Source organism: Amycolatopsis sp. NPDC059235, from assembly GCF_042754125.1.
Lineage (GTDB): Bacteria > Actinomycetota > Actinomycetes > Mycobacteriales > Pseudonocardiaceae > Amycolatopsis > Amycolatopsis albidoflava.
The window spans coordinates 96,602-118,337 of sequence record NZ_JBHZAG010000018.1 but is presented as its reverse complement, the minus strand read 5'-3'; the positions used below and the strand labels follow the sequence as shown (position 1 = coordinate 118,337).

18 protein-coding genes are annotated in these 21,736 nt (G+C 69.4%); 7 read left to right on the top strand and 11 right to left on the bottom strand.

The window, feature by feature from the left end; genetic code table 11:
* Positions 1-108 precede the first annotated feature (108 nt).
* From ligD to ACFXI3_RS15095, 3 genes are read right to left on the bottom strand one after another with little or no spacing between them, the layout of a single operon-like run.
* Positions 109-1,125, bottom strand: a complete 1,017-nt coding sequence (gene ligD, locus ACFXI3_RS15105; protein ID WP_378399954.1) for a non-homologous end-joining DNA ligase — start codon at positions 1,123-1,125, stop codon at positions 109-111.
* Complete coding sequence (locus ACFXI3_RS15100; protein ID WP_378399953.1) at positions 1,122-2,198, bottom strand: ATP-dependent DNA ligase; 1,077 nt, start codon at positions 2,196-2,198, stop codon at positions 1,122-1,124. Before ACFXI3_RS15100 ends, ligD begins: the two co-directional genes overlap by 4 nt.
* 41 nt (positions 2,199-2,239) lie before the next feature.
* Complete coding sequence (locus tag ACFXI3_RS15095; protein WP_378399952.1) at positions 2,240-3,376, bottom strand: DUF1015 family protein; 1,137 nt, start codon at positions 3,374-3,376, stop codon at positions 2,240-2,242.
* Positions 3,377-3,463: 87 nt separating this feature from the next.
* Here ACFXI3_RS15095 and ACFXI3_RS15090 point away from each other — a divergent pair, with 87 nt between their 5' ends.
* The gene (locus tag ACFXI3_RS15090; protein ID WP_378399951.1) at positions 3,464-4,990 is read left to right on the top strand and encodes an MDR family MFS transporter; all 1,527 of its coding nucleotides are present in this window, start codon (positions 3,464-3,466) and stop codon (positions 4,988-4,990) included.
* Here ACFXI3_RS15090 and ACFXI3_RS15085 read toward each other — a convergent pair.
* Together ACFXI3_RS15085 and ACFXI3_RS15080 are read right to left on the bottom strand one after the other, a co-directional pair.
* Positions 4,987-5,871 carry a TIGR03854 family LLM class F420-dependent oxidoreductase gene (locus ACFXI3_RS15085; protein WP_378399950.1) on the bottom strand — a complete coding sequence of 295 codons (885 nt, stop codon included), beginning with the start codon at positions 5,869-5,871 and terminating at the stop codon, positions 4,987-4,989. The two genes, ACFXI3_RS15090 and ACFXI3_RS15085, sit on opposite strands and share 4 nt — an antisense overlap.
* A 64-nt stretch (positions 5,872-5,935) precedes the next feature.
* On the bottom strand, positions 5,936-6,379 hold the full coding sequence (locus tag ACFXI3_RS15080) for a MarR family winged helix-turn-helix transcriptional regulator (protein ID WP_116203003.1): 444 nt from the start codon (positions 6,377-6,379) through the stop codon (positions 5,936-5,938).
* 104 nt (positions 6,380-6,483) lie between these two features.
* Here ACFXI3_RS15080 and ACFXI3_RS15075 point away from each other — a divergent pair, with 104 nt between their 5' ends.
* Both ACFXI3_RS15075 and ACFXI3_RS15070 read left to right on the top strand, forming a co-directional pair.
* Positions 6,484-6,879, top strand: a complete 396-nt coding sequence (locus ACFXI3_RS15075; protein WP_344278220.1) for a DUF5313 domain-containing protein — start codon at positions 6,484-6,486, stop codon at positions 6,877-6,879.
* A gap of 12 nt (positions 6,880-6,891) precedes the next feature.
* Positions 6,892-7,821 carry an RluA family pseudouridine synthase gene (locus tag ACFXI3_RS15070; RefSeq protein WP_378399949.1) on the top strand — a complete coding sequence of 310 codons (930 nt, stop codon included), beginning with the start codon at positions 6,892-6,894 and terminating at the stop codon, positions 7,819-7,821.
* Here the strand turns inward: ACFXI3_RS15070 and ACFXI3_RS15065 are convergent.
* Both ACFXI3_RS15065 and ACFXI3_RS15060 read right to left on the bottom strand, forming a co-directional pair.
* The gene (locus ACFXI3_RS15065; RefSeq protein ID WP_378399948.1) at positions 7,814-8,587 is read right to left on the bottom strand and encodes a class I SAM-dependent methyltransferase; all 774 of its coding nucleotides are present in this window, start codon (positions 8,585-8,587) and stop codon (positions 7,814-7,816) included. The genes ACFXI3_RS15070 and ACFXI3_RS15065 overlap by 8 nt on opposite strands.
* Before the next feature lie 111 nt (positions 8,588-8,698).
* Positions 8,699-9,304, bottom strand: coding sequence for a hypothetical protein (locus ACFXI3_RS15060; RefSeq protein ID WP_344278229.1), 606 nt, complete (start codon positions 9,302-9,304; stop codon positions 8,699-8,701).
* 137 nt (positions 9,305-9,441) lie between these two features.
* On the opposite strand from ACFXI3_RS15060, the gene ACFXI3_RS15055 reads away from it, so the two are divergent.
* Together ACFXI3_RS15055 and ACFXI3_RS15050 are read left to right on the top strand one after the other, a co-directional pair.
* Positions 9,442-10,020, top strand: coding sequence for a helix-turn-helix domain-containing protein (locus ACFXI3_RS15055; protein ID WP_378399947.1), 579 nt, complete (start codon positions 9,442-9,444; stop codon positions 10,018-10,020).
* 41 nt (positions 10,021-10,061) lie between these two features.
* Positions 10,062-10,688 carry an alpha-ketoglutarate-dependent dioxygenase AlkB gene (locus ACFXI3_RS15050; protein ID WP_370938527.1) on the top strand — a complete coding sequence of 209 codons (627 nt, stop codon included), beginning with the start codon at positions 10,062-10,064 and terminating at the stop codon, positions 10,686-10,688.
* 688 nt (positions 10,689-11,376) lie between these two features.
* Here the strand turns inward: ACFXI3_RS15050 and ACFXI3_RS15045 are convergent.
* Positions 11,377-12,654 carry a cytochrome P450 gene (locus ACFXI3_RS15045; RefSeq protein WP_344278238.1) on the bottom strand — a complete coding sequence of 426 codons (1,278 nt, stop codon included), beginning with the start codon at positions 12,652-12,654 and terminating at the stop codon, positions 11,377-11,379.
* Positions 12,655-12,915: 261 nt separating this feature from the next.
* Between ACFXI3_RS15045 and ACFXI3_RS15040 the strand changes: the two genes are divergently transcribed.
* Together ACFXI3_RS15040 and ACFXI3_RS15035 are read left to right on the top strand one after the other, a co-directional pair.
* On the top strand, positions 12,916-16,002 hold the full coding sequence (locus tag ACFXI3_RS15040; RefSeq protein WP_378399946.1) for an ATP-binding protein: 3,087 nt from the start codon (positions 12,916-12,918) through the stop codon (positions 16,000-16,002).
* A gap of 379 nt (positions 16,003-16,381) precedes the next feature.
* A complete protein-coding gene (locus ACFXI3_RS15035; protein ID WP_378399945.1) occupies positions 16,382-19,105 on the top strand; it encodes a P-loop NTPase fold protein in 2,724 nt (907 codons plus the stop codon).
* A 51-nt stretch (positions 19,106-19,156) separates the two neighbouring features.
* On the opposite strand, the gene ACFXI3_RS15030 is transcribed toward ACFXI3_RS15035, so the two are convergent.
* From ACFXI3_RS15030 to ACFXI3_RS15020, 3 genes are read right to left on the bottom strand one after another with little or no spacing between them, the layout of a single operon-like run.
* Positions 19,157-20,002 (bottom strand): ABC transporter permease, encoded by an 846-nt coding sequence (locus ACFXI3_RS15030; RefSeq protein WP_378399944.1) that lies wholly within the window; start codon positions 20,000-20,002, stop codon positions 19,157-19,159.
* Entirely contained in the window at positions 19,999-20,982 is a 984-nt protein-coding gene (locus ACFXI3_RS15025) for an ATP-binding cassette domain-containing protein (protein ID WP_344278244.1), read from the bottom strand. Before ACFXI3_RS15025 ends, ACFXI3_RS15030 begins: the two co-directional genes overlap by 4 nt.
* A 23-nt stretch (positions 20,983-21,005) precedes the next feature.
* Positions 21,006-21,575 carry an NAD(P)H-dependent oxidoreductase gene (locus ACFXI3_RS15020; protein ID WP_344278247.1) on the bottom strand — a complete coding sequence of 190 codons (570 nt, stop codon included), beginning with the start codon at positions 21,573-21,575 and terminating at the stop codon, positions 21,006-21,008.
* Positions 21,576-21,736 lie beyond the last annotated feature (161 nt).

The following is a 21,736-nucleotide window of genomic DNA, read 5'->3' as shown; positions in this document are numbered from 1 at the left end:
TTGACACCCACCCCCAGACCGCAGAGGAGGCTTCGTATCGGGGTTGGGGCAGGGCTGGGTGCCTCGATCGTGAGTGCACCGGCTGCGGGGTGTGAGGGGGTTGGGGTGTTACTCCTCGGTAGTGGCTGCTTTTTTTGCTCTGCTTGGTGCTACGCGTGGGGGTTCGTTCGGCATTTTTGGGTAGACCGGTGGCCAGGGGGCGTCCATTAGGCCGCTGGCCAGGTCTTCTTGCGACAGCTTCAGCAGTGCTTCGATCGATTGGGGGTGGTCGTTCGCGGCTGCCCAGGGGTCGCCTCGTTCCTCGACCAGGGCGGGGACGGTCGAGAGGGTCAGGGTGTCTGGCTCCACTGTTGCCAGTTCGTCCCAGGTGATGGGCGTCGAGACTTGTCCGCCTAGTCTTGGTCGGACGCACCAAGCGCCGAAAACTGTTTTGTGCGGGGCGTTTTGGTTGAAGTCTACGAATACTCGTGAGCCGCGTTCTTCTTTCCACCATTGTGCGGTGATGAGGGTTGGGTGGCGGCGTTCCAGTGCTCGCGCTAATGCTACTGCGGCTGCTCTTACTTCGTAGCCGTTCCATCGTGGTTCCAGGATGGAGTACAGGTGCAGGCCTCGTGAGCCGGAGGTCTTTACGTAGACTTCGATTCCCAGTTCGGTCAGGAATTCGCGCACCAGTATCGCTGCTTCGCGCAGTTGCGGGAAGCCGATGCCGGGTGACGGGTCCAGGTCGATGCGCAGTTCGTCGGCGATATCCAACGCTGTTGCGCGGTTCGGCCATACGTGGAAGCCCAGGCAGCCTTGGTTTACCGCCCACAGGACGTGTGCCAGGTTCGCGGCCACCAGGGCGTCGCTGGTGGTGCCGTTCGGGGTGGAGACGACGGCTGTGGTCAGCCAGGAAGGGGCGTTTTTCGGCGTGCGCTTTTGAAACCAGGATTTTCCGCCTGCGCCGTCTGGATAGCGTTCCAAAAGGAGCGGCCGTCCGCCTAGCCGGGCCAGTAACGGTACCGCGACGGCTTGGTAATAGCGTACTAGATCGAGTTTCGTCTCGCCTCGTTCCGGGAAATAGACCTTGTCGGGACTGGAAATGGTCAGTTCCACGCCGTCCAGTTCCAGTGTCACGCCGCTCATCGGGCCTCCCCGAACAGGTCCGCCAGTTCGGCCGGCGGGGCTTCGTCTAGTTGGGCGTAGGTGCACGAATCCGGAGTTCGGTCGGGACGGAAGCGGACCAAGCGTCCGCCGTGGCGGAAACGGCCGCCTTGGAGGTGTTCGTAGCGGACTTCGGCGACTTGTTCCGGGCGCAGCGGTTCCCACGACAGGTCTTTGTCGGGGGCCCATCGGCTGTTCGCGCCTGGACGGCGGACCTCGTCGGCCTGCCATTCCGCCCAGCTGCGCCACGGGTGTCCGTCGAGTGCGTTCTCCCGCCATGGGGCCAGCTCTTCTACCAGCTCCCGGCGCCGCGCGGCGGTGAAACTGCTCGCGACGCCGACGTGGTGCAGCGAACCCTCGTCGTCGTACAGGCCGAGCAGCAGCGAGCCGACGCCCTTGCCGTCCTTGTGCCAGCGGAAACCGGCGACGACGCAGTCCGCGGTGCGCTCGTGCTTCACCTTCAGCATCACGCGTTTGTCCTGCTCATACGGCAGATCGGCGGGCTTCGCCATGACCCCGTCGAAGCCCGCGCCCTCGAACCGGGTGAACCAGTCCTGCGCGGTGTCCGGGTCCGTCGTGAGCGGGGTCAGATGCACCCGCTGCAAACCGCTCGAAGGGGCGAAAATCCCCTCCAACGCGCGCCGCCGCTCGGCGAACGGTTGCTCGGTCAGGTCCTGCTCCCCCAGCGCGAGCAGGTCGAACGCGACAAAGCTGGCGGGAGTCTCCTCCGCCAGCTTCCGGACGCGGCTGGCTGCCGGATGCAGCCGCAGCTGCAACGCGCCGAAGTCCAGGCCGCTCGGCGTGACCAGCACGATCTCGCCGTCGACGACGCATTTGTCCGGCAGCGCGTCCCGCAGCAGCTCGACCAGCTCCGGGAAGTACCGAGTGAGGGGGCGGTCGTTGCGCGAGCCGAGTTCGACCTCGTCGCCGTCGCGGAACACCACGCAGCGGAAGCCGTCCCACTTCGGCTCATACCAAAATCCGCCATCGCGCGGCACCTCGTGCACAGCTTTGGCGAGCATCGGCCGCACCGGCGGCATCAGGGGTAGCTCCACCTGCGCGATCCTAAGCGGAACAGACGCTGACCTGCACCTTTTTACCAGCTTGCTAAGACCAGCCCGCCCCGCGGCTTAGGCGTGAAGTAGGTGGCCTTCCGCGGCATCCGCCGTCCCGCCGCGTGCACTGCCTGCACCGTCTCGAACGGCACCGGGGCCAGGTGCACCACGGCGTCCGCGTCCGGCGGGAGCGGGCTGCCCGGCAGCAGCGGGCGGACGTGCGGGCCGTCCGGGTCGAGGCCGAGTGCCGAGCCAAGCAATAGCTGTTCCACCACCTCGTGGTCGATCACCAGCGGATCCGACCCGGGCAGCCGCACCCGCAGCACGCGCGATCCGGCCAGCACCACCGCGGTGCCGGGGCAGGAAGGCGGGGTCGGGTCATCCGACCAAGCCACGTCCAGCCCGGCCGCCTGCCAAGCCGTGAACAGGGCCTCGGCGGTGTGCCCGGTCCCGAGGAGCACGCGGTTGATCGCCCGGATCTCCAGCTGCGAACCCGCCGTGATCAACGCCAGCAGCTGGCCGCTTCCGGCGGCGGCCGCGACTCGGTGATTCCCGTCCGCCACCAGCAGATCGCTCGCCGACGCGGCCTCCAGCAGCCGTTCCTGCATCTCGCCGGGGCCCACCACCCACAGCTCGTGCGGCAGCCCGGCTCGGTCCACAGTGGACACATCCGGGTCCGCGGAACTCGCCGCTTCCTTGACCGCCGCGGTCAGGTCCGCGCCGTCGCCGACCGGCACGAGGAGCGCGGCGCTCGTCGCGCAGCCGAGGCCGTCCAGCACGGCCGCGCGTTCGGCGACCACCTCCGGATAGACCTCCTCGGTGTGCTTCACGTGCGCCCCGGCCGAGGTCAGCTCCCGGACGTCGACCACGCACAGCACGCCCGCGATGGTTTCGCCGATCCGATAGGCCGCGACGAACCCGGTTTCCGGCCGGTAATGCCCGGTCAGCAGCCGTTCGAGGGTCGCCCGCGCCTCCGGCAGCGCGGCCTCGACGTCCAGCCCGGCCGCCAGCGCCGCGGGAGTCCGCGCCGGATGCTGCGCGGCCAGCAGCGTGTCCCCGCGAGCCGTCGCGAGCGCCCTCGTCACCGCCTCCGGTTCAGCGAACTCGTCGACATCCGGTCCCGGCACCGTGCCCTCGACGACCCAGCCCTGGCCGATCGGCCGCACCCACCTGTCCATCCCTCCATGATGACGGCCAGGCGAACACCCGTGCACCGATCGATCGGCTGGGGAATGCTTGCCGGTGCGAAGGAGTTTATTCCCGGCATGGGAACCACGAGCAGTCCGCCCGCGGCGAAACGCGCCGCCGTAGGCCTTCGTTCCGAGCGGGGCCCCGTCCTCGCCGCCGTCATGCTGAGCACCGGCCTCGTGGCCCTCGACAGCACCATCATCGCCACCGCGGTCCCCTCGGTGGTCCGCGACCTCGGCGGGTTTTCCCAGTTCCCGTGGCTGTTCTCGATCTACCTGCTCACCCAGGCGGTCACCGTGCCGCTGTACGGCAAGTTCGCCGACGTCCTCGGCCGCCGCCCGGTGATGTTCTTCGGCATCGCCGCGTTCCTGCTCGGCTCGGTGCTGTGCGGGGTCGCCTGGAGCATGCCGGTGCTGATCGCGGCGCGCGCGGTGCAGGGCATCGGCGCGGGCGCGGTCCAGCCGATCAGCATGACGATGGTCGGCGATCTGTACACCGTCGAGGAGCGTGCCCGGGTGCAGGGCTACCTCGCCGGAGTGTGGGCGGTCGCCTCGGTGATCGGGCCGACGCTCGGCGGCGTGTTCGCCGAATACCTCAGCTGGCGGTGGATCTTCTTCGTCAACCTTCCGCTCGGCGCGCTCGCCGCGTGGATGCTCTATCGCAAGTTCACCGAGCAGGTGAAACGCACGCGGCACAAGGTCGACTACGCCGGCGCGACCCTGCTGACACTCGGCTGCGCGCTGCTGATCCTGGCCTTGCTGGAAGGCGGGGTCGCGTGGGGCTGGACGTCCGCGCCGAGCCTGGCGATCTTCGCCGTCGCCGTCCTGATGCTGGTCACGTTCGTCCTGGTCGAACGGCGCGCGGAGGAACCCGTGCTGCCGCTGTGGGTGTTCACCCGGCGCACGCTGATCGGCGGAAACCTCGTCGCGCTCGTGACCGGCGCGGTGCTGCTGGGCTTCAGCTCGTTCCTTCCGACGTATGCGGAAGGCGTGCTCGGCACGGACGCGCTCACCGCGGGCTTCGCGCTGGCCGCGCTCACGATCGGCTGGCCCATTGCGGCGTCGCTGTCCGGAAAGGTCTACCTGCGGATCGGATTCCGCGACACCGCGTTGATCGGCAGCGGATTCCTGCTCGTCGGAGCGGTCATGGCGACGTTCCTCGGCCTGGACTCGGTGGTCTGGATGGCCGCGGCGGCCGTGTTCGTGGTCGGCATCGGGCTCGGGCTTTCGTCGAGCCCGACCGTGGTGGCCGTGCAGTCGACTGTCGGCTGGGAGCGCCGCGGGGTGGTGACCGCGACCAACATGTTCAGCCGTTCGCTGGGCAGCGCGGTCGGCACGGCGATCTTCGGCGCGATCGCCAACGCCACCCTCGCCGGCCGGTTCGCGAACCCGCCCGCCGAGGTCGCCGGCCACCTTCCGGCGAGCGTCGACGCCACCAGCCGCATCCTCACCGGCGCCCACGACAACTCGCCGGCCACGGCGTACGTGCGCGAATCGCTCGCCGGGGCCACGCACAACGTGTTCCTCGCGATCGTGGCGGTGTCGGTGCTCAGCGTTGTCGCGCTGCTGCTCATGCCCCGCAAGACCGAACAGCTGGCGTTTTAGTTCTGCAGCGGCACGAGTTCGCGCACGAAATCGTCGAGGAACTGCCGGTAGTCGCCGGAGTATCCGGGCCTGACCACGAATTTCGTGAGTCCGGCCTCGATGTGCTGCTCGATCATCCGGCGCGCCTCGGCCCAACTGGTGGGCACGAGTTCGGTGGCCGGACGGCCTGGGTTTCGCCGTTCGGCCACCTTCCGCAGCCCATCCGGAATTCCGTGCAGCGCCAGGACCATGCTCAGGCCGAAGTGGTCTGATTCGACCTCTCGGTCGGCTTCGGCCGCGGCTTCCTGAATCGCCAGCCTTGCCGCCCGAGACTGGTCCGGCGTGTGGAAACTGCCGAGCCATCCATCGGACAACCGGCCCGCTCGACGCAAAGCCGCCGGAGCAGCCCCGCCGACCCAGACGTCGAGCCGCTTCGCCGGACGCGGCCCGATCGTCACGCTGTCGACCTGGAAAAACTCTCCGTCGAAGGACACGTTGTCTTGTTCCAGCAGCAGGCGCAGCAACACGAGCGACTCGTCGAACACCGCCGCGCGTCGCCCCTCCGGCACCGGGAACAGGGCGCGTTCGGCGGGCTGCGCGGGCATCAGCCCGAACACCGGAAGCACCCGTTTCGGTGCCAGCCCGGCTAGCGTGACCAGCTGTTTCGCGACTAGCACCGGATTCCGTCCGGGCAGGATCGCCACGCCGGTGCCCAGTTTGAGCCGGTCAGTGCGAGCGAGCGCGTGCGTCATGCCGATCAACGGGTCGACGTCCGGCGAATAGACCACTTCCGACAGCCACAGCGAGTCGACGCCCGCCGCCTCCGTCAACTCCGCCAAACCGGAAAACTCCGCGGGCCCGGTCCCGAGTCCCGGAGCCACCCCCACCCGGATCTTGTCCACGTTCGCTCCGCTCAGTCGGCACATTCCCTTGAGCAGAACCGGATCCGGGCGCTGGTTCTTCCCGCTAGGCGGTCGCTTCGATCACCCGGCCCAGCGCGGCGTGCAGCGCTTCCAGCTCGGAAACCTCCATGCCGAGCCGCTCCACGACGCGATACGGGATTTTCTCCGCCTCCGCGCGCAGATTCCGGCCCTTCTCGGTGAGCTCGACGGTCAGCTGGCGCTCGTCGGCCCTGCTGCGGCCTCGGGTCACGTACCCGACCGCCTCCAGCCGTTTGAGCAGCGGCGACAGCGTCGCGGGCTCGTGCCGCAACGCCGTGCTGAGGTCCTTGACCGAGCGCGGCGACTGCTCCCACAGCGCCAGCATCACCAGGTACTGCGGATGCGTCAGCCCGTGCGGCTCCAGCAGCGGCCGGTAAATCGCGATCACGCTGCGCGAGGCGACCGACAGCGCGAAGCACACCTGCCGGTCGAGCTTCAGCGGGTCCTCGCCAAGGTCGATCTCGGCCACTCGTCCTCCTCGTGCTCGAGCCCACCCTAGCGCGGGCTGCACCACACTAATAGTTAGTGTACTAATCATTAGGGTACTCTGGTCGCAGACTCCGAGGAGGCACGATGACCGAACGGCCCGGCGTTCTCCGCTGGTTCTGGTACGCCGTGAGCGGACGGCTCCCCGAGCGCTACCAGGACTGGCTGCTGCACGACGCGACGTCCAAGCACTGGAAGGCGCGGCACGTCCTGCGCGCGTCCGTGGGCATCGCGCCGCTGTGCCTGGTCTGGCTGCTGCTGCCGGCCCCGCTCGGGCTGCGGCTGGCGATCGTGCTGATGGCCGCGCTGGTGTCGTACTTCTACTCGTGCGCCTACATGGAGGAAAGCATCGACCACCGGTTGGCCCGCAACGGTTTCCCGCCCGGGACCGGCAAGCGGATCCGGCGCGAGAAAGCCGCCGAGGCCAACGCCGAGGCGACCGCCCGCTACATCGCGGCCTACCGGCGGAACCCCGCCGACTAGACTCGGGAGCCGATGAGACGCAAGCGCCCGGCCCCGATCCCGCCCCGGCACGGCCTAGACCCGGCCCGGCTGCGGCTGCCCGACGAGGGCCCGTGGACGACTCTGCTGGAGCACCTGGTCGAACGCCTCCCCCGGGTCGCTCCCGCGCGGATCGAGGAAATGCTGCACGAGCAGCGCATCCACGGCGAGGACGGTCCATTGGGGATCGACGCGGCGTACGCCCCCGGTTCGTTCATCTGGTTCCACCGCGACCTGCCGGACGAGGTCCCGGTGCCGTTCGACGTCACCGTCCTGCATCGCGACGAGCACCTGCTGGTGGTCGACAAACCGCACTTCCTGGCGACGATTCCACGCGGGCGGCACGTCTTGGAAACCGCTTTGGTGCGGTTGCGCCGATCGCTGGACCTGCCCGCGCTGTCCCCCGCGCACCGGCTCGACCGCGTGACGGCGGGGTTGGTGATGTTCGTGATCACGCCGTCCGCGCGGGGCGCGTACCAGACCATGTTCCGCGATCGGTTGGTGCGCAAGGAATACGAGGCGATCGCGCCGTACGATCCTTCCCTGGAGCTGCCGCGGACCGTGCGCAGCAGGATCATCAAGGAGCGCGGCGTGCTGGCCGCGCAGGAGATTCCCGGGCCGCCGAACTCGGAGTCCACAGTGGAGCTTCTGGAGCACCGGGACGGGCTTGGCCGCTATCGCCTCACCCCCGCCACTGGGCGTACGCACCAGTTGCGGGTCCACATGTGTTCCCTGGGCGTCCCCATCCTCGGCGACGATTTTTATCCGGAGCTGCACGAGAAACCGCTGGACGACTTCACCAAACCGTTGCAGCTGCTGGCGAAAGTGCTGGAATTCGACGATCCGCTGAGCGGCGAACCTCGCCGGTTCACCAGCCGCCGGACGCTCACGGCCTGGGATTCGCTGGACGAATGGGCTAGTTGACCGCTACGGCAAGGAAATGCGCGCTGGCGTTGATCAGGAGCGGATCCTGCTCGACCAGACGGGCGCAGCGGAGGGCCGCGTCCACGCGTGCGTCGAATCCCCCGATCCCGGCGACATCCAGCGCGGGCCAGGCCGGACCTTCCACTCCGTACACCGAAATCTCCGACAGCCCAGCGGTTTCCAGTTCGCCGCGCAGCTCGTCCGCGGTGTGGAAATGCGCGGCGACGAAGCCGACGTGGCCGTCATAGCGTCCGGTATCGAGGACGGCTTCCACCGACGGTGTCAGCTGTTCGGTGAGCTGACCGTTGGTTCCGGTCTCCATGACCGAGAGATAGCGGCTGATCGCGGCGGCGAACACCATGCCGCCCGGACGAAGCACGCGCCGGGCTTCGGCAAACGCTTGCGCGCGGTCTCCGGGTTCGGTCAAGTGATAGAGCGGACCCATCAGGAGTACGACGTCCGCGCTGTTGTCCGGCCAGGTCAAAGCTCGCGCATCGCCGACTTCCGCTGTGACGCCTTCGATTTCCGCCGCCTCCGCGATATGGCCGGCCACCGGATCGACTACGTGCACTGAATGTCCGTCCGCGGCCAGCCATCGGGCGTGCGCCCCGGTCGCCCCGCCGACGTCGAGGATTCTCTGCCCTGGCGCGGATATCGCTCTGCGCACCAGTTCCTGCGTGCGCCGGAATTCCAGCCTGCCGTGCGGCGATCGGAGAAGCCGGGTGTTTTCGGTGGTTTCGGTGTCGTAATGCTCGACCAGAGTCATGACCGCCACAGTGACCGAATTTCGGTGCCGCGGCAACGGAAATTCGCCCGGGTTCGCCCGCCGGACGGATGCCAGGCGGCGGAGAAAGCACCCGTCCCGCGAGCAAGCGAATCACCTGGTCCAGAACTTGATTCCGCTCCACTGCACGGTAATCGGCCCGGCGCCGCTGGCCGTCCGGTACGACCCGAACTTGTCGTAATAACTACCCGATGGGCTGTCGTCCGTCTGCTTCAGCGAACCGTTGATGTATACCTTGTGGGAGCTGCCGACCTCGTTGATCGTGTTGACTCGCACCGAAGTCCCGACCGTCGCGCCGGTCGCCACCGTCTGGCCGTTCTCCACGGTGTAGAGCCTGCCGCCCTTCTCCACCGCCAGCAGGAAATACGGCCCGGCGTTCGAGCCGTCGCGGAACGTCTGCTTCAGGCTGATCCGCGAACCGCCCATGCTGGTGATCTTGAACGAGCCCTCGAACTGGTGCGTGCCGCCGGTGTAGGTGTCGTAGCGGCGTTCGGCCCGCTGCTCGCCGCTGCCGTCGGAGCAGGCGAGTTTGAAGGTGAGCCCGCTGACCTGGCCGCAGCCCTTCTGCTGTTCCTTGTACCCCGGCGACCAGGGTTTCCAGGTGCCGCCGCCGACCTGGGCGTCCGCGACCGGGGCGAGAATCGCGACCCCGCACACCGCCGCCGCCAGTGCTCCGCCGATCCGGGTTCTCGTGCGCACGTGCCAACCTCCGTGGAACTCAGGGCGGCGGTAGCGGTACAGGTCCAGACCACTGGGTGATCACTGTAGGTCCCCGGCCGGTCGCGGACAAGAGCGTTTCCCTTGACGACTTTGTTTGTCACTGCTTGGCTCAGGGGATGCAGGACGTCGAAGTGATCGAGGACCCCGCCGTCGCGGCGGCCGCGCTGGACCCGGTGCGCGCCCGCCTGCTGGCAGCGCTGACCGAACCGGCGTCCGCCGCGGCGCTGGCCGCCAAGGTGGGCCTGACCAGGCAAAAGGTCAACTACCACCTGCGCGCGCTCGAATCGCACGGCCTGATCGAACCCGCCGGAACCCGGCAGTGGGGCGGCCTCACCGAACGGCTTTTCGCCGCCACCGCCGGCGCCTACCTGGTCTCCCCCGCCGCACTCGGCGCGGCCGGTTCCGCCCGGGTAAAGCCGGACCGCCTGTCGGTGAGCTACCTGCTCGCCGTCGCCGGCCGAACCCTGCGCGAGGTCGCGGGCCTGACTCGACGCGCGGCCCGGGCGGGCAAACCGCTCTCGACGCTGACCCTGGACGCGGAAATCGCCTTCGCCTCCGCCCGCGACCGGTCGGCGTTCACGGACGAGCTGACCACCCTCGTGACCGACCTCGTGTCCCGCTACCACAACGAATCCGCCCCCGACGCCCGCCTGCACCGGCTCGTCGTCACCGCGCACCCCAAGCCCGCCGAGTAGTTCATCCGAACAGGTGTTCGATCGTCGTGTAGCTTGGAGGCATGAGTCAGGCATTTCAGGGCTCGCTGTTCGGTGCGAGCGGGCCGGCCACACTGGGCCCGTTGTCCGGCGTGCAGCGCACCGAACTCGGGCAGGGCGCGTGGATCGACGTGCTGCCGGGATGGCTCGACGGCTCGGACGAGCTGTACGAGCACTTGGCGGCCGAGGTCCCGTGGTACGCGGAACGCCGGCAGATGTACGACCGGGTCGTCGCCGTCCCTCGGCTGCTGTGCTTCTACCGGGAGCACGCGCCGCTGCCGCATCCGGTCCTGACCGAGGCGCGGGAGGCACTGTCCGCGCACTACGCGGCCGAACTGGGCGAACCGTTCCGCACGGCCGGGCTCTGCTACTACCGGGACGGCCAGGACAGCGTCGCCTGGCACGGCGACGACCTCGGCCGCGGCCGGACCGAGGACACCATGGTGGCAATCCTGTCCGTCGGCGCGGCCCGGCACCTGGCGCTGCGCCCGAGAGGCGGCGGGGACTCGGTGCGCTACCCGTTGGGACACGGGGATCTGATCGTTATGGGCGGGTCCTGCCAGCGAACGTGGGAACACGCGATCCCGAAGACGGCCCGGGCGGTGGGGCCGAGGATCAGCGTGCAGTTCCGGCCGAGAGGGGTGCGATGAGGCGAGAGGTGCGGCGAGGGGCGCTGAGGGAGGTGCCGTGAGAGGGCTGGGGTGACGGGTTCCCGAGGGCGGACGCTGTCGGTTCGAGCGTGCCCGCTGTGCGGACTACGAGGGTGCCGTCGAGGTGGCGGCGGCGTTCAGGTGACCGCGTTCTCGAGGCGAGCACGCCATCCAGGCGAGCACGCCGCCCAGGCGATCGCGCCGTCCAGGCGATCGCGCCGTCCACGTGACCGCGTTGTCCAAGCGAACGCGCCATCCATCCGACCGCGCCTGCCTAAACGAACGCGCCATCTAAGCCATCGCGCCACCCCAGGCACCCACACGACCGCGCTGCCCAAGCAAGCACGCCAGCCATCCGGCCGCGCCCGCCCAAGCGGACCCGCCGTCTAAGCCATCGCGCCGCCCAAGCACCCGCGCCGCCCAAGCGAACGTGCTGCCCAAGCAAGCACGCCGTTCACCCGACCGCCCCGCCCGAGCAAGCACGCCGCCCAGGCAACCGCGCTTGTCCAAGCCACCGCGCCGTCGGTGTTGCCGCTGCCCAAGCCGTCCGCTGGGGCATTTCCGTCGCACCCGACGGTCAACTAGCCGGCGGTCGACCCCGCCACCCAAGCCACAGCCGTCTCAAGTCCGGCGCGCCAGCCACGGCCCGACCCCAGGAACCCGCCCCTCGCCGCCCGTGGACTCGGCGTCAGTCCACCAGCACCGGCAACGAGTCGAGCCCGTACACGATCGACACCTTCCGGAACGCCAGTTCCTCCGGCTGCACCGCCAGCCGCAGGTTCGGGAACCTCCGGACCAGCGCCGGGTACGCCGCCCGCAGCTCCATCCGGCCCAGTTCCGCGCCGATGCACCGGTGGATCCCGTACCCGAACGCCAGGTGCGAGGACGGCTCCCGGGTCGGGTCGAAGCGGTCCATGTCGCCCTTGCCGAGCACCGGGTCGCGGTCCGCGACCGACAGCGACACCAGCACGATGTCGCCCTCGCTGATGTGCACGCCGGCGACGTCCAGGTCCTGCTTCGCGAACCGCGGGAACGCCATCTGCACCACCGTCAGGTACCGCAGCAGCTCCTCGACGAACCGGTGCACCGAATCGTCGTCGCCGCGGACCGCCTCGAACGCGGCCGGGTCGCGCAGCACCACCAGCGCGCCCAGCGCCAGCATGCTCGCGGTGGTCTCGAGGCCGCCGGTGAGGATGCCGTCCGCGAGACCGGCGAGTTCGCGGTCGTCGATCTCGTCGCCGTGTTCCTTGATCAGCATGCCGAGCAGGCCGTCGCCGGGCTGCTCGCGCTGCTTGCGGACGATCTCGAGCAGGTACCCCAGCGACTCCGAAATCGCGCCGAGCGACGCGCCCGCGCCGCTGAACAGGTCGAACCGCGCCGTGCTCAGCCGCTGGAAGTCCGCCCGGTCCTCATAGGACACGCCGAGCAGCTCGCAGATCGTGAGCGACGGGATCGGCAGCGCGAACTGCTCCCACAGGTCCACCGGTCCGTCGGCGGCGGCCATCGCGTCGAGCTGGCCCGCCACGATCTCGTCGATCCGCGGCGTGAGCCGGGACAGCCTCCGCATCGTGAACTCCGGCGTCAGCAGCTTCCGCAGCCGCGTGTGCACCGGCGGGTCGGCGAAACCGAGGCCGCCCGGGTTCTGGTCCTCGGTGACGCCCGCGTTGCCGACGAGATTCGTGAAGTCGTTGCTGAACTCCGTGCCCTTCCCGAGGACCGCCTTGGCCTCCTCGTACCCGGTCACGAGCCAGGCGTTCATCCCGAACGGCAGGTCCAGCTTGCTGATCGGCGCCTCGCCGCGCAGCCTGCCGAGGTCCGGAACCGGGTCGAGGCCCTGGCGGCGCAACGGCTCCAGCGCCGAATCCGGCAGCAGCGCCATCTTCTCGAGATCGAAACCGCGCTTCTGCTGGCGGGCGATGTACCGGCGGCCGGCCCAAGCGAGGACGCGCGAACGGAGACTCCCCATGCCGGCGACAGTACCGCAACCACCCCGCGCGCCGGTCCTCGGCGGAGACGCCCGTCACCCTGTGACCAGCGCCGGTCCACAGTGGACTCCCGTCACCCGGCCAGGTGACGAGGCTCCGGAAATTGTCAGACCCCCCGGACAGAATGACCCGCATCGACCGCGACCGACACGACCTGCGTGACCAGCCGGTCGCAGCCGGTGAAAGCACGAGACGGCATCGCGAGTCCGTGAGAGGCTCGCAAGGAAAGGGAGGAACCGGACATGACTGCGGCGCTGATCGGGCGGGCCCACCCCGCCTCGACATTGCGCGCGCAGCTCTCGCGCGCCACCGCCAGCCACGGCGGCCTCACCCTGGTCACCGGGGAAGCCGGAATCGGCAAGACCACGCTGGTCAGCGCAGTGGCCGACGACGCGCGCGAGGCAGGCGCGCTCGTCCTCGGCGGCACCTGCTGGGAGTCCGGAGCCGCGCCGGGCTACTGGCCATGGGTCCAGGTCATGCGCTCGCTGCGCCGGGAAGCCGCGGCGCACGAATGGGCCGTCGCCAGCTCGCCGACGCTGTCCGCGCTGCTCGGCGAAACCCCCGAACCACCGGCTGACGACGGGTTCCAGCTGCCCGACGCCGTCACAAGGGCGCTGGTCACGGTGGCCCAGGAGCGCCCGGTGGTCGTCATCCTCGACGATCTGCACTGGGCCGATCCGGCGTCGCTGCGCCTGCTCGAATTCGCGGCCCGGCACACGTGGTTCGAACGGCTGCTGCTCATCGGCACCTACCGCGACGTCGAGGTGGACGCGCCCGGCCATCCCCTGCACCAGCTGATGCTGCCGCTGCTCGCGAAGGCGACCACGATCACGCTCACCGGCTTGGACGAAGCCGGAGTCGCCGAGCTGATGAGCCGCACCGCGGACGCCGATCCGGGCACTGAACTGGCCGCCGACGTGCACCGGCGCACCGGCGGAAACCCGTTCTTCGTGGAGCAGACCGCGCGGCTGTGGCGCAGCGGGAACACGGTGTCCGCGGTCGCGCCAGGAGTCGCCGACGCACTCCAGCGACGGCTGTCCCTCCTCCCCCGTCCCGTCACCGATCTGCTCACCAATGCCGCGGTGCTCGGCCGCGAGTTCTCCCTCCAACTGCTGGCCGCCACCGCCGGCGCGCCCGTCGCACAGGTCGACCACCTGCTCACGCGCGCCGTAGCCGCCCGGCTCGTCCTCGCGCTCGGCGAGGGCCGTTTCGCCTTCGCACACGACCTGGTGCGGGAATCGAGATACGCCGAACTAACCCCCGCCGAAGCGCAACGCCAGCACGCGGCAGTCGTCCGCGCCAGCGAACACACCCCGGCCCTGACCGGAGTCGCCGAACGAGCCCGGCACGCCTATCTCGCCCATACCGACCTCGAACCGCGACACGTCGTCCGGCTGCTGCTCGCCGCGGCCAAAGACGCCGGCGCCCGGATGGCGTTCGAGGAATCCATCGCGCACCTGCGCCGAGCCCGCGAACGCGCCGCGGACGAACGCGGCCAAGCCGTCGTCGCGCTGGAATTGGGGACCGTGCTGTGGCGCATGGAGGAGAAGGACGAGGCCTGGCTCCTCTGCGAGGAAGCGGTCGCCCTAGCTCGCCGGCTGGACAACGCGAACCTCCTCGCCCGCGCCGCCCTCACCCTGTCGAAATTCGGCACCAGCGGCGCCCGGCGCGAGTTCACCGCTCAACTTCTCCGCGAAGCACACGAAAAACTGTGCGGCGGCAACGCGGCCGAACCTCTCTCGCTCGACCGCATCCGGCTGGAACTCACCGCCCGCGCCACGATCCTCGCCCGAGACGACGAGGACGACGATGCGCTGGCGTTCACCTTGTGGGCACGGCACGACGCGATCTGGGGCCTGGGCAGTGGTGCCGAACGCGAGCGGCTCACCGATGAACTGACCGCCGTCGCGAAGCGCACCAACGACCGCGAGAACGAATTCTTCGCCGCCTCGCTCAAATGGGTCGCGATGCTGGAACAAGGAGACCCGCGCTACCTGGACCAGTTCCAGGTATTCCAAGCGATCGCCGACGAAGGCTTGCCAGCCGCGAAGGTGGCGGAAGCAATCGATCGCAGCATCATCTGCACCTTCCGCGGCCGGTTCGCCGAAGCCGACACAGCACTCGCCGAAGCTCTGGCCGCCCCAGAACTGTTCGGCACCAACGAGTACGGCTATCTGCCCGACCAATTGCGCTGGAGCGCTCTGCTCGTCCAAGGCCGCTTCGCCGAAGCCGCCGACCTCCCGGCAAAGATGACCGACGCCGGTTTCCCCCACCCCGCCCTGCTGCGCACCCTGACCGCGGCACTCGCCGGCGACGCCGCGACCACCCGGCACGAACTGTCCGAAGCATCCGCGGACGGCCCCTACGGCCGCGCCTTCACCCCGCTGTGGCTGCGCTGCCAAGCCCAAGCCGCCGCAGTGCTGAAAGACCGCGCCGCAGCGGAACGGCTCCTGCGCGAACTCTCCCCACACTCCGGAGAATGGCTGGTCTCCCTCTACGGCTGCGAACTGAGCGGCCCAGTAGACCTGTGGCTAGGCCTGCTCCACAAAACCCTGGGCGATACCGAAACCGCCGCCGCCCGCTTCACTTCCGCCGCCCGCTCCGCAGACCGGCTGCGCGCCCGCCCGTGGGCAGCCGAAGCCCGTAACCACCTCGCCAGCACGGTGCAGGACCTGGGCGACACCGAGCGCGCAACCGCCCTGGCCGATGCCGTCACCGCCGAAGCAGCCGAACTGGGCTTGCAGCACCTCACCGCGCGCCCCCGCCCAGCACCGTCCGTTCCCGCCAACGAATTCCACCGAACCGACGCGGTGTGGACGCTGCGCTTCGCCAACCGGGAAGTACGCATGCCAGACGCGAAAGGCCTGCGAGACCTGAACTTCCTGCTGAGCAGACCAGGAACCGAAACCCCCGCCGCACAACTGCTCTCTCCCGACGGCGGCGCCGAATCAGAAGCCGCCAAAGCCTTCAGCGGCGACCCCATCCTCGACGACACCGCGAAAGCCGCCTACCGCCGCCGCCTCGACCAACTGGACGAAGCGATCGACGCCGCCGCCCTCCGCGGCGACGACGCCAAAGCCGCCGCGTTGGACACAGAACGCGCAGCGCTGCTCGACGAACTCCGAACGTCCACCGGCCTGTCCGGCCGAACCCGCCGCCTCGGCGACGAAACGGAACGCGCACGCAAAGCCGTGACCGCCCGAATCCGCGACACCCTCCGCAAACTAGGCGACCTCCACCCGGAACTGGCAGACCACCTCCGCACCACCATCACGACCGGCTCGTCCTGCAGCTACCAACCGGAGAAGCCCATGACCTGGCGCTTGTAACCGCCCAGCGCGCCCAGGAGCGCCGCGCCGACCCCGCAGCCCGACCGCCAGGCATCAGAACGAGCGCGCCGCCAAAAGTTGCTCGGACCGTCGCGGAGGTCCAAGCGGCCGGGCTGAGCGACCGCAGGACGGGGTTGCCCGGGTGGCAACTCGCGCGGCGACCCTGCGCGGCGGGGCCGCGCGACGAGTCAGCACGGCGCGGCGGGTCGGTGCGGCAAGTCGGTGCAGTGGACCAGCGACGGCTCACGGGCGCAGCAGCATCCGTGCCACCCGCGCACCCAAACCGCCTCCGGGCCGAAACCGCGCAATCCAAGCGCCGAAGCGGCACTCATGGCTAGGCTGGCCGTCCGCGTCGACGTTGTGGAGGCCGCAGGCTGGTATGGCAGGCACACCGAAACACGACGACTCCGGTTATCTCGGTACGGCGGGCGGGACCTCGTGCTATCTGGTGCGCACGCACCGTCCGTGGGAGTCCGGCATCGATGCCGTCGCGATCTCGGTCGGCGGCACTCTCGGCAGCCTCGGTCGCGCGGTCCGGGAGCAGTTTCCGGACGCGGACTGGGATTCGGTCGACTACGACGCGATCGTCCCGGAGCGGCCGTTCGTGCTGGACCTTCGCGGCGCCGGCCGGGGCTCGCTGAGGTTCGCGGTGCTCGTGACGCCGCACGAAGACGGCGCCTTCGGTCTGCCGTCGTTGCCCGCGATCGCGACCGCCACCGAAACCGGGATCCGGTTCGCCGCGGGCGCGAATTCGAGCGCGCTCGGGTTTCCGCTGCTGGGCACCGGCGATATCGGGCTCGGGGAAGAGGAGGTCGCCGCGGTCGCGATTCCGGCGGCGGTCCGCGCGCTCCATGGAGCCAGCGGGCTGGGCAGTCTTGTCTTCGTCTGCAACTCCGCACAGACGGAAGACGCGATCCGCGCGGCCTGGGAGCAGGCCGGGGGCGCGAGGTTTTCCTCGGTCGAGCTGGCGGGCGGCATCTCGAACGACCTGGTAGATCCGACGCTCGGCATCCCGCTCGACCGCGACCGGCTCGGGGTCGCGCCCTATGTGTCGATGCTGGCGACGGTGATCGCCGACCGGAGCACTCTGCCGCCGCTGTCGGTCGGGGTGTTCGGCGAGTGGGGGTCCGGCAAGAGCTACTTCATGGGGCTGATGCGGGACGAGGTCGACCGGCTCGCGGGCTCGGGCAATCCGGCCTACTGCGGCGAGATCGTCCAGATCGGGTTCAACGCCTGGCACTACGCGGACCGCAACCTGTGGGCCAGCCTCGGGGACGAGATCTTCCGGCAGCTCGCCGGTCCCGGCCCGAACGCGCAGCAGCGCCGCGAGCAGTTGCGCGAGGAACTCGCCAAACGGCTCGACCAGGTCACCGAACTCGAGGACGCGAAACGCCAGGCACAGGCGACCGCCGCGAAACTCCAGGCTGATGTCGACAAGGCCGCGCTGAGCCGGAAGGACACGGCGAAGGTCCTGATCCGGTCGTTGGCGGGCAGCCGGGAAGTGTGGCGCCGCCTGGGGATCCAGGACGAGGCAGAGCAGGGTGCACTGCTGGTCGAGCAGTTGCGCGGCACGTTGTCCGAAGCCGAGGCGTTGCGCAGGTCGCCGAAGGGACGTTGGGGCAAAGCAGCGCTGATCGCGTCGGCGGTCGTTTTGTTCGTGGGATTCTTGGTCGCGGCGGCCACTCCGGTCGCGAGGGAATGGCTGGCCGGAGTCGGCGCCGGGTTCGCCGCGGTGGCGGGTACCGGGGTCGTGCTGCTGAGCCGGGCTCGGGCGGGAATCCGGGAGTTGCGCGAACTCAGCGAGGACCTCCGCCGCGGCATCAGCCGGGGCGCGAGCAGGACGGTCGCGCCTGAGGTCGTCCGGATGCTCGAGGAGATCCGCAGGGCGGAGACCGACCAGCGAGTCGCTGAGGCTCAGCTGGAAGAGGTGGTGGCGAGGGTCGGCGAACTCGGCCGGGAGCTGACCGAGCTGACCCCGGGCCGCAATCTTTACGCGTTCCTGGCCGATCGCGCGCACGGCGATTCCTACCGCCGCGATCTCGGGCTGATCTCGACCATCCGCAAGGATTTCGAGCAACTGGTCGACCTCATGGCCGACTGGCGGGCCAACCCCGGTTCGGGCGGCACCCCGATCGACCGGATCGTGCTGTACATCGACGACCTCGACCGGTGCAGCTCGCGCCAGGTGGTCGAGGTGCTGGAGGCGGTGCACCTGCTGCTCGCCCTGGAACTGTTCGTGGTGGTGGTCGGCGTCGACCCGCGCTGGCTGACCCGGTCGTTGCACAGCCACTACGACGGGATGCTCGACGATTCCGTCGACGACGGCAGGCTCGCTTCGCCGGAGGACTATCTCGGCAAGATCATCAACCTCCCGTTCGTGCTTCCCGCCATGTCCGAGGGAAGCCTGCGCAGCCTGCTGCGGTCGCTGACCGACGACCGGCTGCTGGAGCCGGCGGGCGAGGAGCGGCCGCGGACCGAGCAGATTCCTTCGCCGGACCGGCCGCTGCCGGACGTCGTTCCCGAGATCGAGAAAGGGTCCGAAGTAGACAGTCAGAGCCGTCCGGAGCGGGCCGCGGATCCGCCTCGTCCGCTCACGCCCGCGGAGATCGACCTGTTGTCCGAGCTGGACATGTTGATCAGCACCCCACGCGAGGCGAAGCGGCTGTTCAACCTGTACCGGATGCTTCGCGCGACCCGGGATCTCTCCGCGGCTTCGCGTTTTCTCGGCCACCCCGCCGAACCCGGCGACTATCAGGCTGTGGTGGCACTGCTCGGTCTGCTCACCGCGCCAGGGCTCGTGCTCGAGAAGGCGTTGGACACCCTGCCGGACCCGGACCGGTCGATCACCGGCGGTCTCGTCCACCGTTCGCCGGAAGCGACCTGGACCGAGTTCGTGGCCGACTGCGCGCCGCGGCGGCGCGGCGAGGTCTGGCAGAACCCGGTCGCCGGGATGCTCTGCGACAAGGAACTGCGGGACTGGCGCCAGCTGCATCGCGGCCTTGCCCACGTGTCGACCGCGCTGGGCATCGACGCTCTTTCCCGTTTCCAGCAATGGGTCCCGGCGGTCCGGCGGTTCTCCTACGTCCTCTCCCCCACGACCTGAACACGACCGGGCGCGGGAGGCCGTCCGGCGCGGCCTCCCGCTCGGCCCGGGTCATTTCCGGTTATACAGCCGCATCGTCAGGGTCCCGAACACCGCGGTCAGCGCGGCCGCCGCGATCAGGGTCCACATGATGGCGTTGCCGTCCCAGGCTCCGGACATTGTCGAGCGCACTGCGGTCACCAGGTGGCTGATCGGGTTGGCCGAGACGCCTGCCTGGAGCCAGCCGGGCATGGTGGACGGGTCGACGTAGATGTTGCTGAGGAACGTCAGCGGCATGATCACCATCATGCTGACGCCCATCACCGATTTCTCGGACCTCAGCAGCAGCCCGAACATCGTCCACACCCACGACAGCCCGAACGAGAACACGAGCAGCAGCAGGACGCCCACGGCCACGCCGCCGATTCCGCCGTCCGGGCGGAAGCCGAGGATCAGGCCGACGACCATGATCACCACGGACGCGATCAGGTACCGCAGCACGTCGCCGAGGAGGTAGCCGACCATTGGGGCCGGCCGCCAGATCGGGAGGGTTCGGAAGCGGTCGAACACGCCCTTCTCGATGTCGGTGTTCACCGCGACGCCGGTGTACATCGTGATCATCACGACGCTCGACGCGAGGATGCCCGGCAGAAAGAACTGCAGGTACTGCGTCGGCGAACCGGCCAGCGCGCCGCCGAACAGGTAGGTGAACATCAGCGTCATCATGATCGGGAACGCGGTGACGTCGAACAGCTGCTCCGGCACGTGCTTGATCTTCAGCACGGCCCGCCAGCCGAAGGAGAACGACGCGGAGAACGCGCTCGGCCGCGGCGGGCGTTCGGTGGCGAGCAGGACCGCGGCCAGCTCGTCCGGCTTCGGGGCCGCAAGGTCGAGATCGGGTTCCTTGACGGTGGTCACGCCGCCTCCTCGGTGGCTGTGCGGTCGGTGAGGGCCAGGAAAACCTCGTCGAGGCTGGGCTGGCCGAGCGAGAACGTGTCGACGGTGACGCCGGCCTTGGCGAGCTCCGCGAGAGCCCGCGATGCGCGGTCGGCGGCGGCCTCTTGTGCGTCCGACGACAGCCGGGCGGTGATCGCGACCGGGTCGTGATCCAGTTGCACGGTGGCGGAAAGCGCGCGCTCCAGCACTTCGGCGGCGGTCGCGCGCTGGTCGGCGTCGCGCAGTCGCAAGTGGACGGCGCCGACTCCGACCGAGGCCTTCAGCTCGCCCTTGGTGCCCTCGGCAATGACGCGGCCGTGGTCGATCACCGCGATGCGCGACGCCAGCTGGTCGGCCTCGTCGAGGTACTGCGTGGTGAGCAGGACGGTGGTGCCCTGCGCGACGATCGCGCGGACGATGTCCCACACCTGGTTGCGGCTGCGCGGGTCGAGGCCGGTGGTCGGCTCGTCTAGGAACAGCAGGTCCGGCGTGTTGAGGATGCTCGCGGCGATGTCGAGCCGCCTGCGCATGCCGCCGGAGTAGTTCTTGACCTGCCGGCGCGCGGCTTCGGTGAGCCCGAACGCCGCGAGCAATTGGGCCGCCCGATCGCGCGCGGCAGCGCTGCGGTGTCCCAGCAGCCGGCCGAGCAGCACTAGATTCTCTTGCCCGGTCAGGTCTTCGTCGACCGACGCGTACTGGCCGGTGAGGCTCACCCGGCTGCGCACGGCGTCTGCCTCGCGCACCACGTCGTGGCCGAACACTCGCGCCTCGCCGCCGTCCGGGCGGGACAACGTGGCGAGCATCCGGACGGTGGTGGTTTTGCCCGCGCCGTTGGGCCCGAGGACGCCGTACACCGTTCCGGCGGGCACCACGAGGTCGACCCCGTCCACCGCGCGGGTCTCGCCGAACACTTTGACGAGCCCGGAAGTCTCGATCGCCGGTTCCCCGGCTGCGTTGCTCATGTCTGTCCTTTCCCCTCAGTTCCTCATCCGCGATACGGCCGCGCGCGGCGGCCCTCGCGCAGTGCCAGTCCCCACCAGATCAGCTCGTCCAGTAGAGCAGAGGCCGCGTGACCTGCGGATTCCCCGTGCGGACCCGCGCCGGGGTCGCCGCATTCGTGCTCGAGCAAGTCGAGGCACACCGAATCCCGCACTGTCGCCGTGTGCAGTTCGGTGAAGACGTCCCGGAGGTGCTCCACTGCGTAGCGCCCGGCCGCGCGGTAGCCGTAGGAGACGAAGCCGACCGGTTTGGCCCGCCATTCCTCGTACGCGCAGTCGATCGCCTGCTTCAGCGACGCCGGGAAGCTGCGGTTGTACTCGGGCGTGACCACCACATACGCCTCGGCCACCGCGATCCGCTTCGCGAACCCGGCCATGCCGGCCGTCGGCTCGGCGGGCAGCCGGGCCGGGATCGCGAACGTCGCGAGGTCGAGCACGTCGAGCACCACCCCGCCGTGCCCGGCGGCCCGCTCGACGAACCATCGGCCGATCTCGCCGCCGACCCGGCCCTCCCGGGTGCTGGCGACGAGCACGGCTACCCGCAGCTCCTCGTCCACACTTCTTGGGCGCCAGATCGGTGCGCGAGGGTGCCAGGTTGGATCTAGCAGGCGTTTTGGCCGGTCAGAGAGATGATTCGGTGCGCGACGGCGCCAAGACGGATCTAGCGGGATGTTGTGACCGATCGGAGAGACGATTCGATGCGCGACGGTGCCAGATT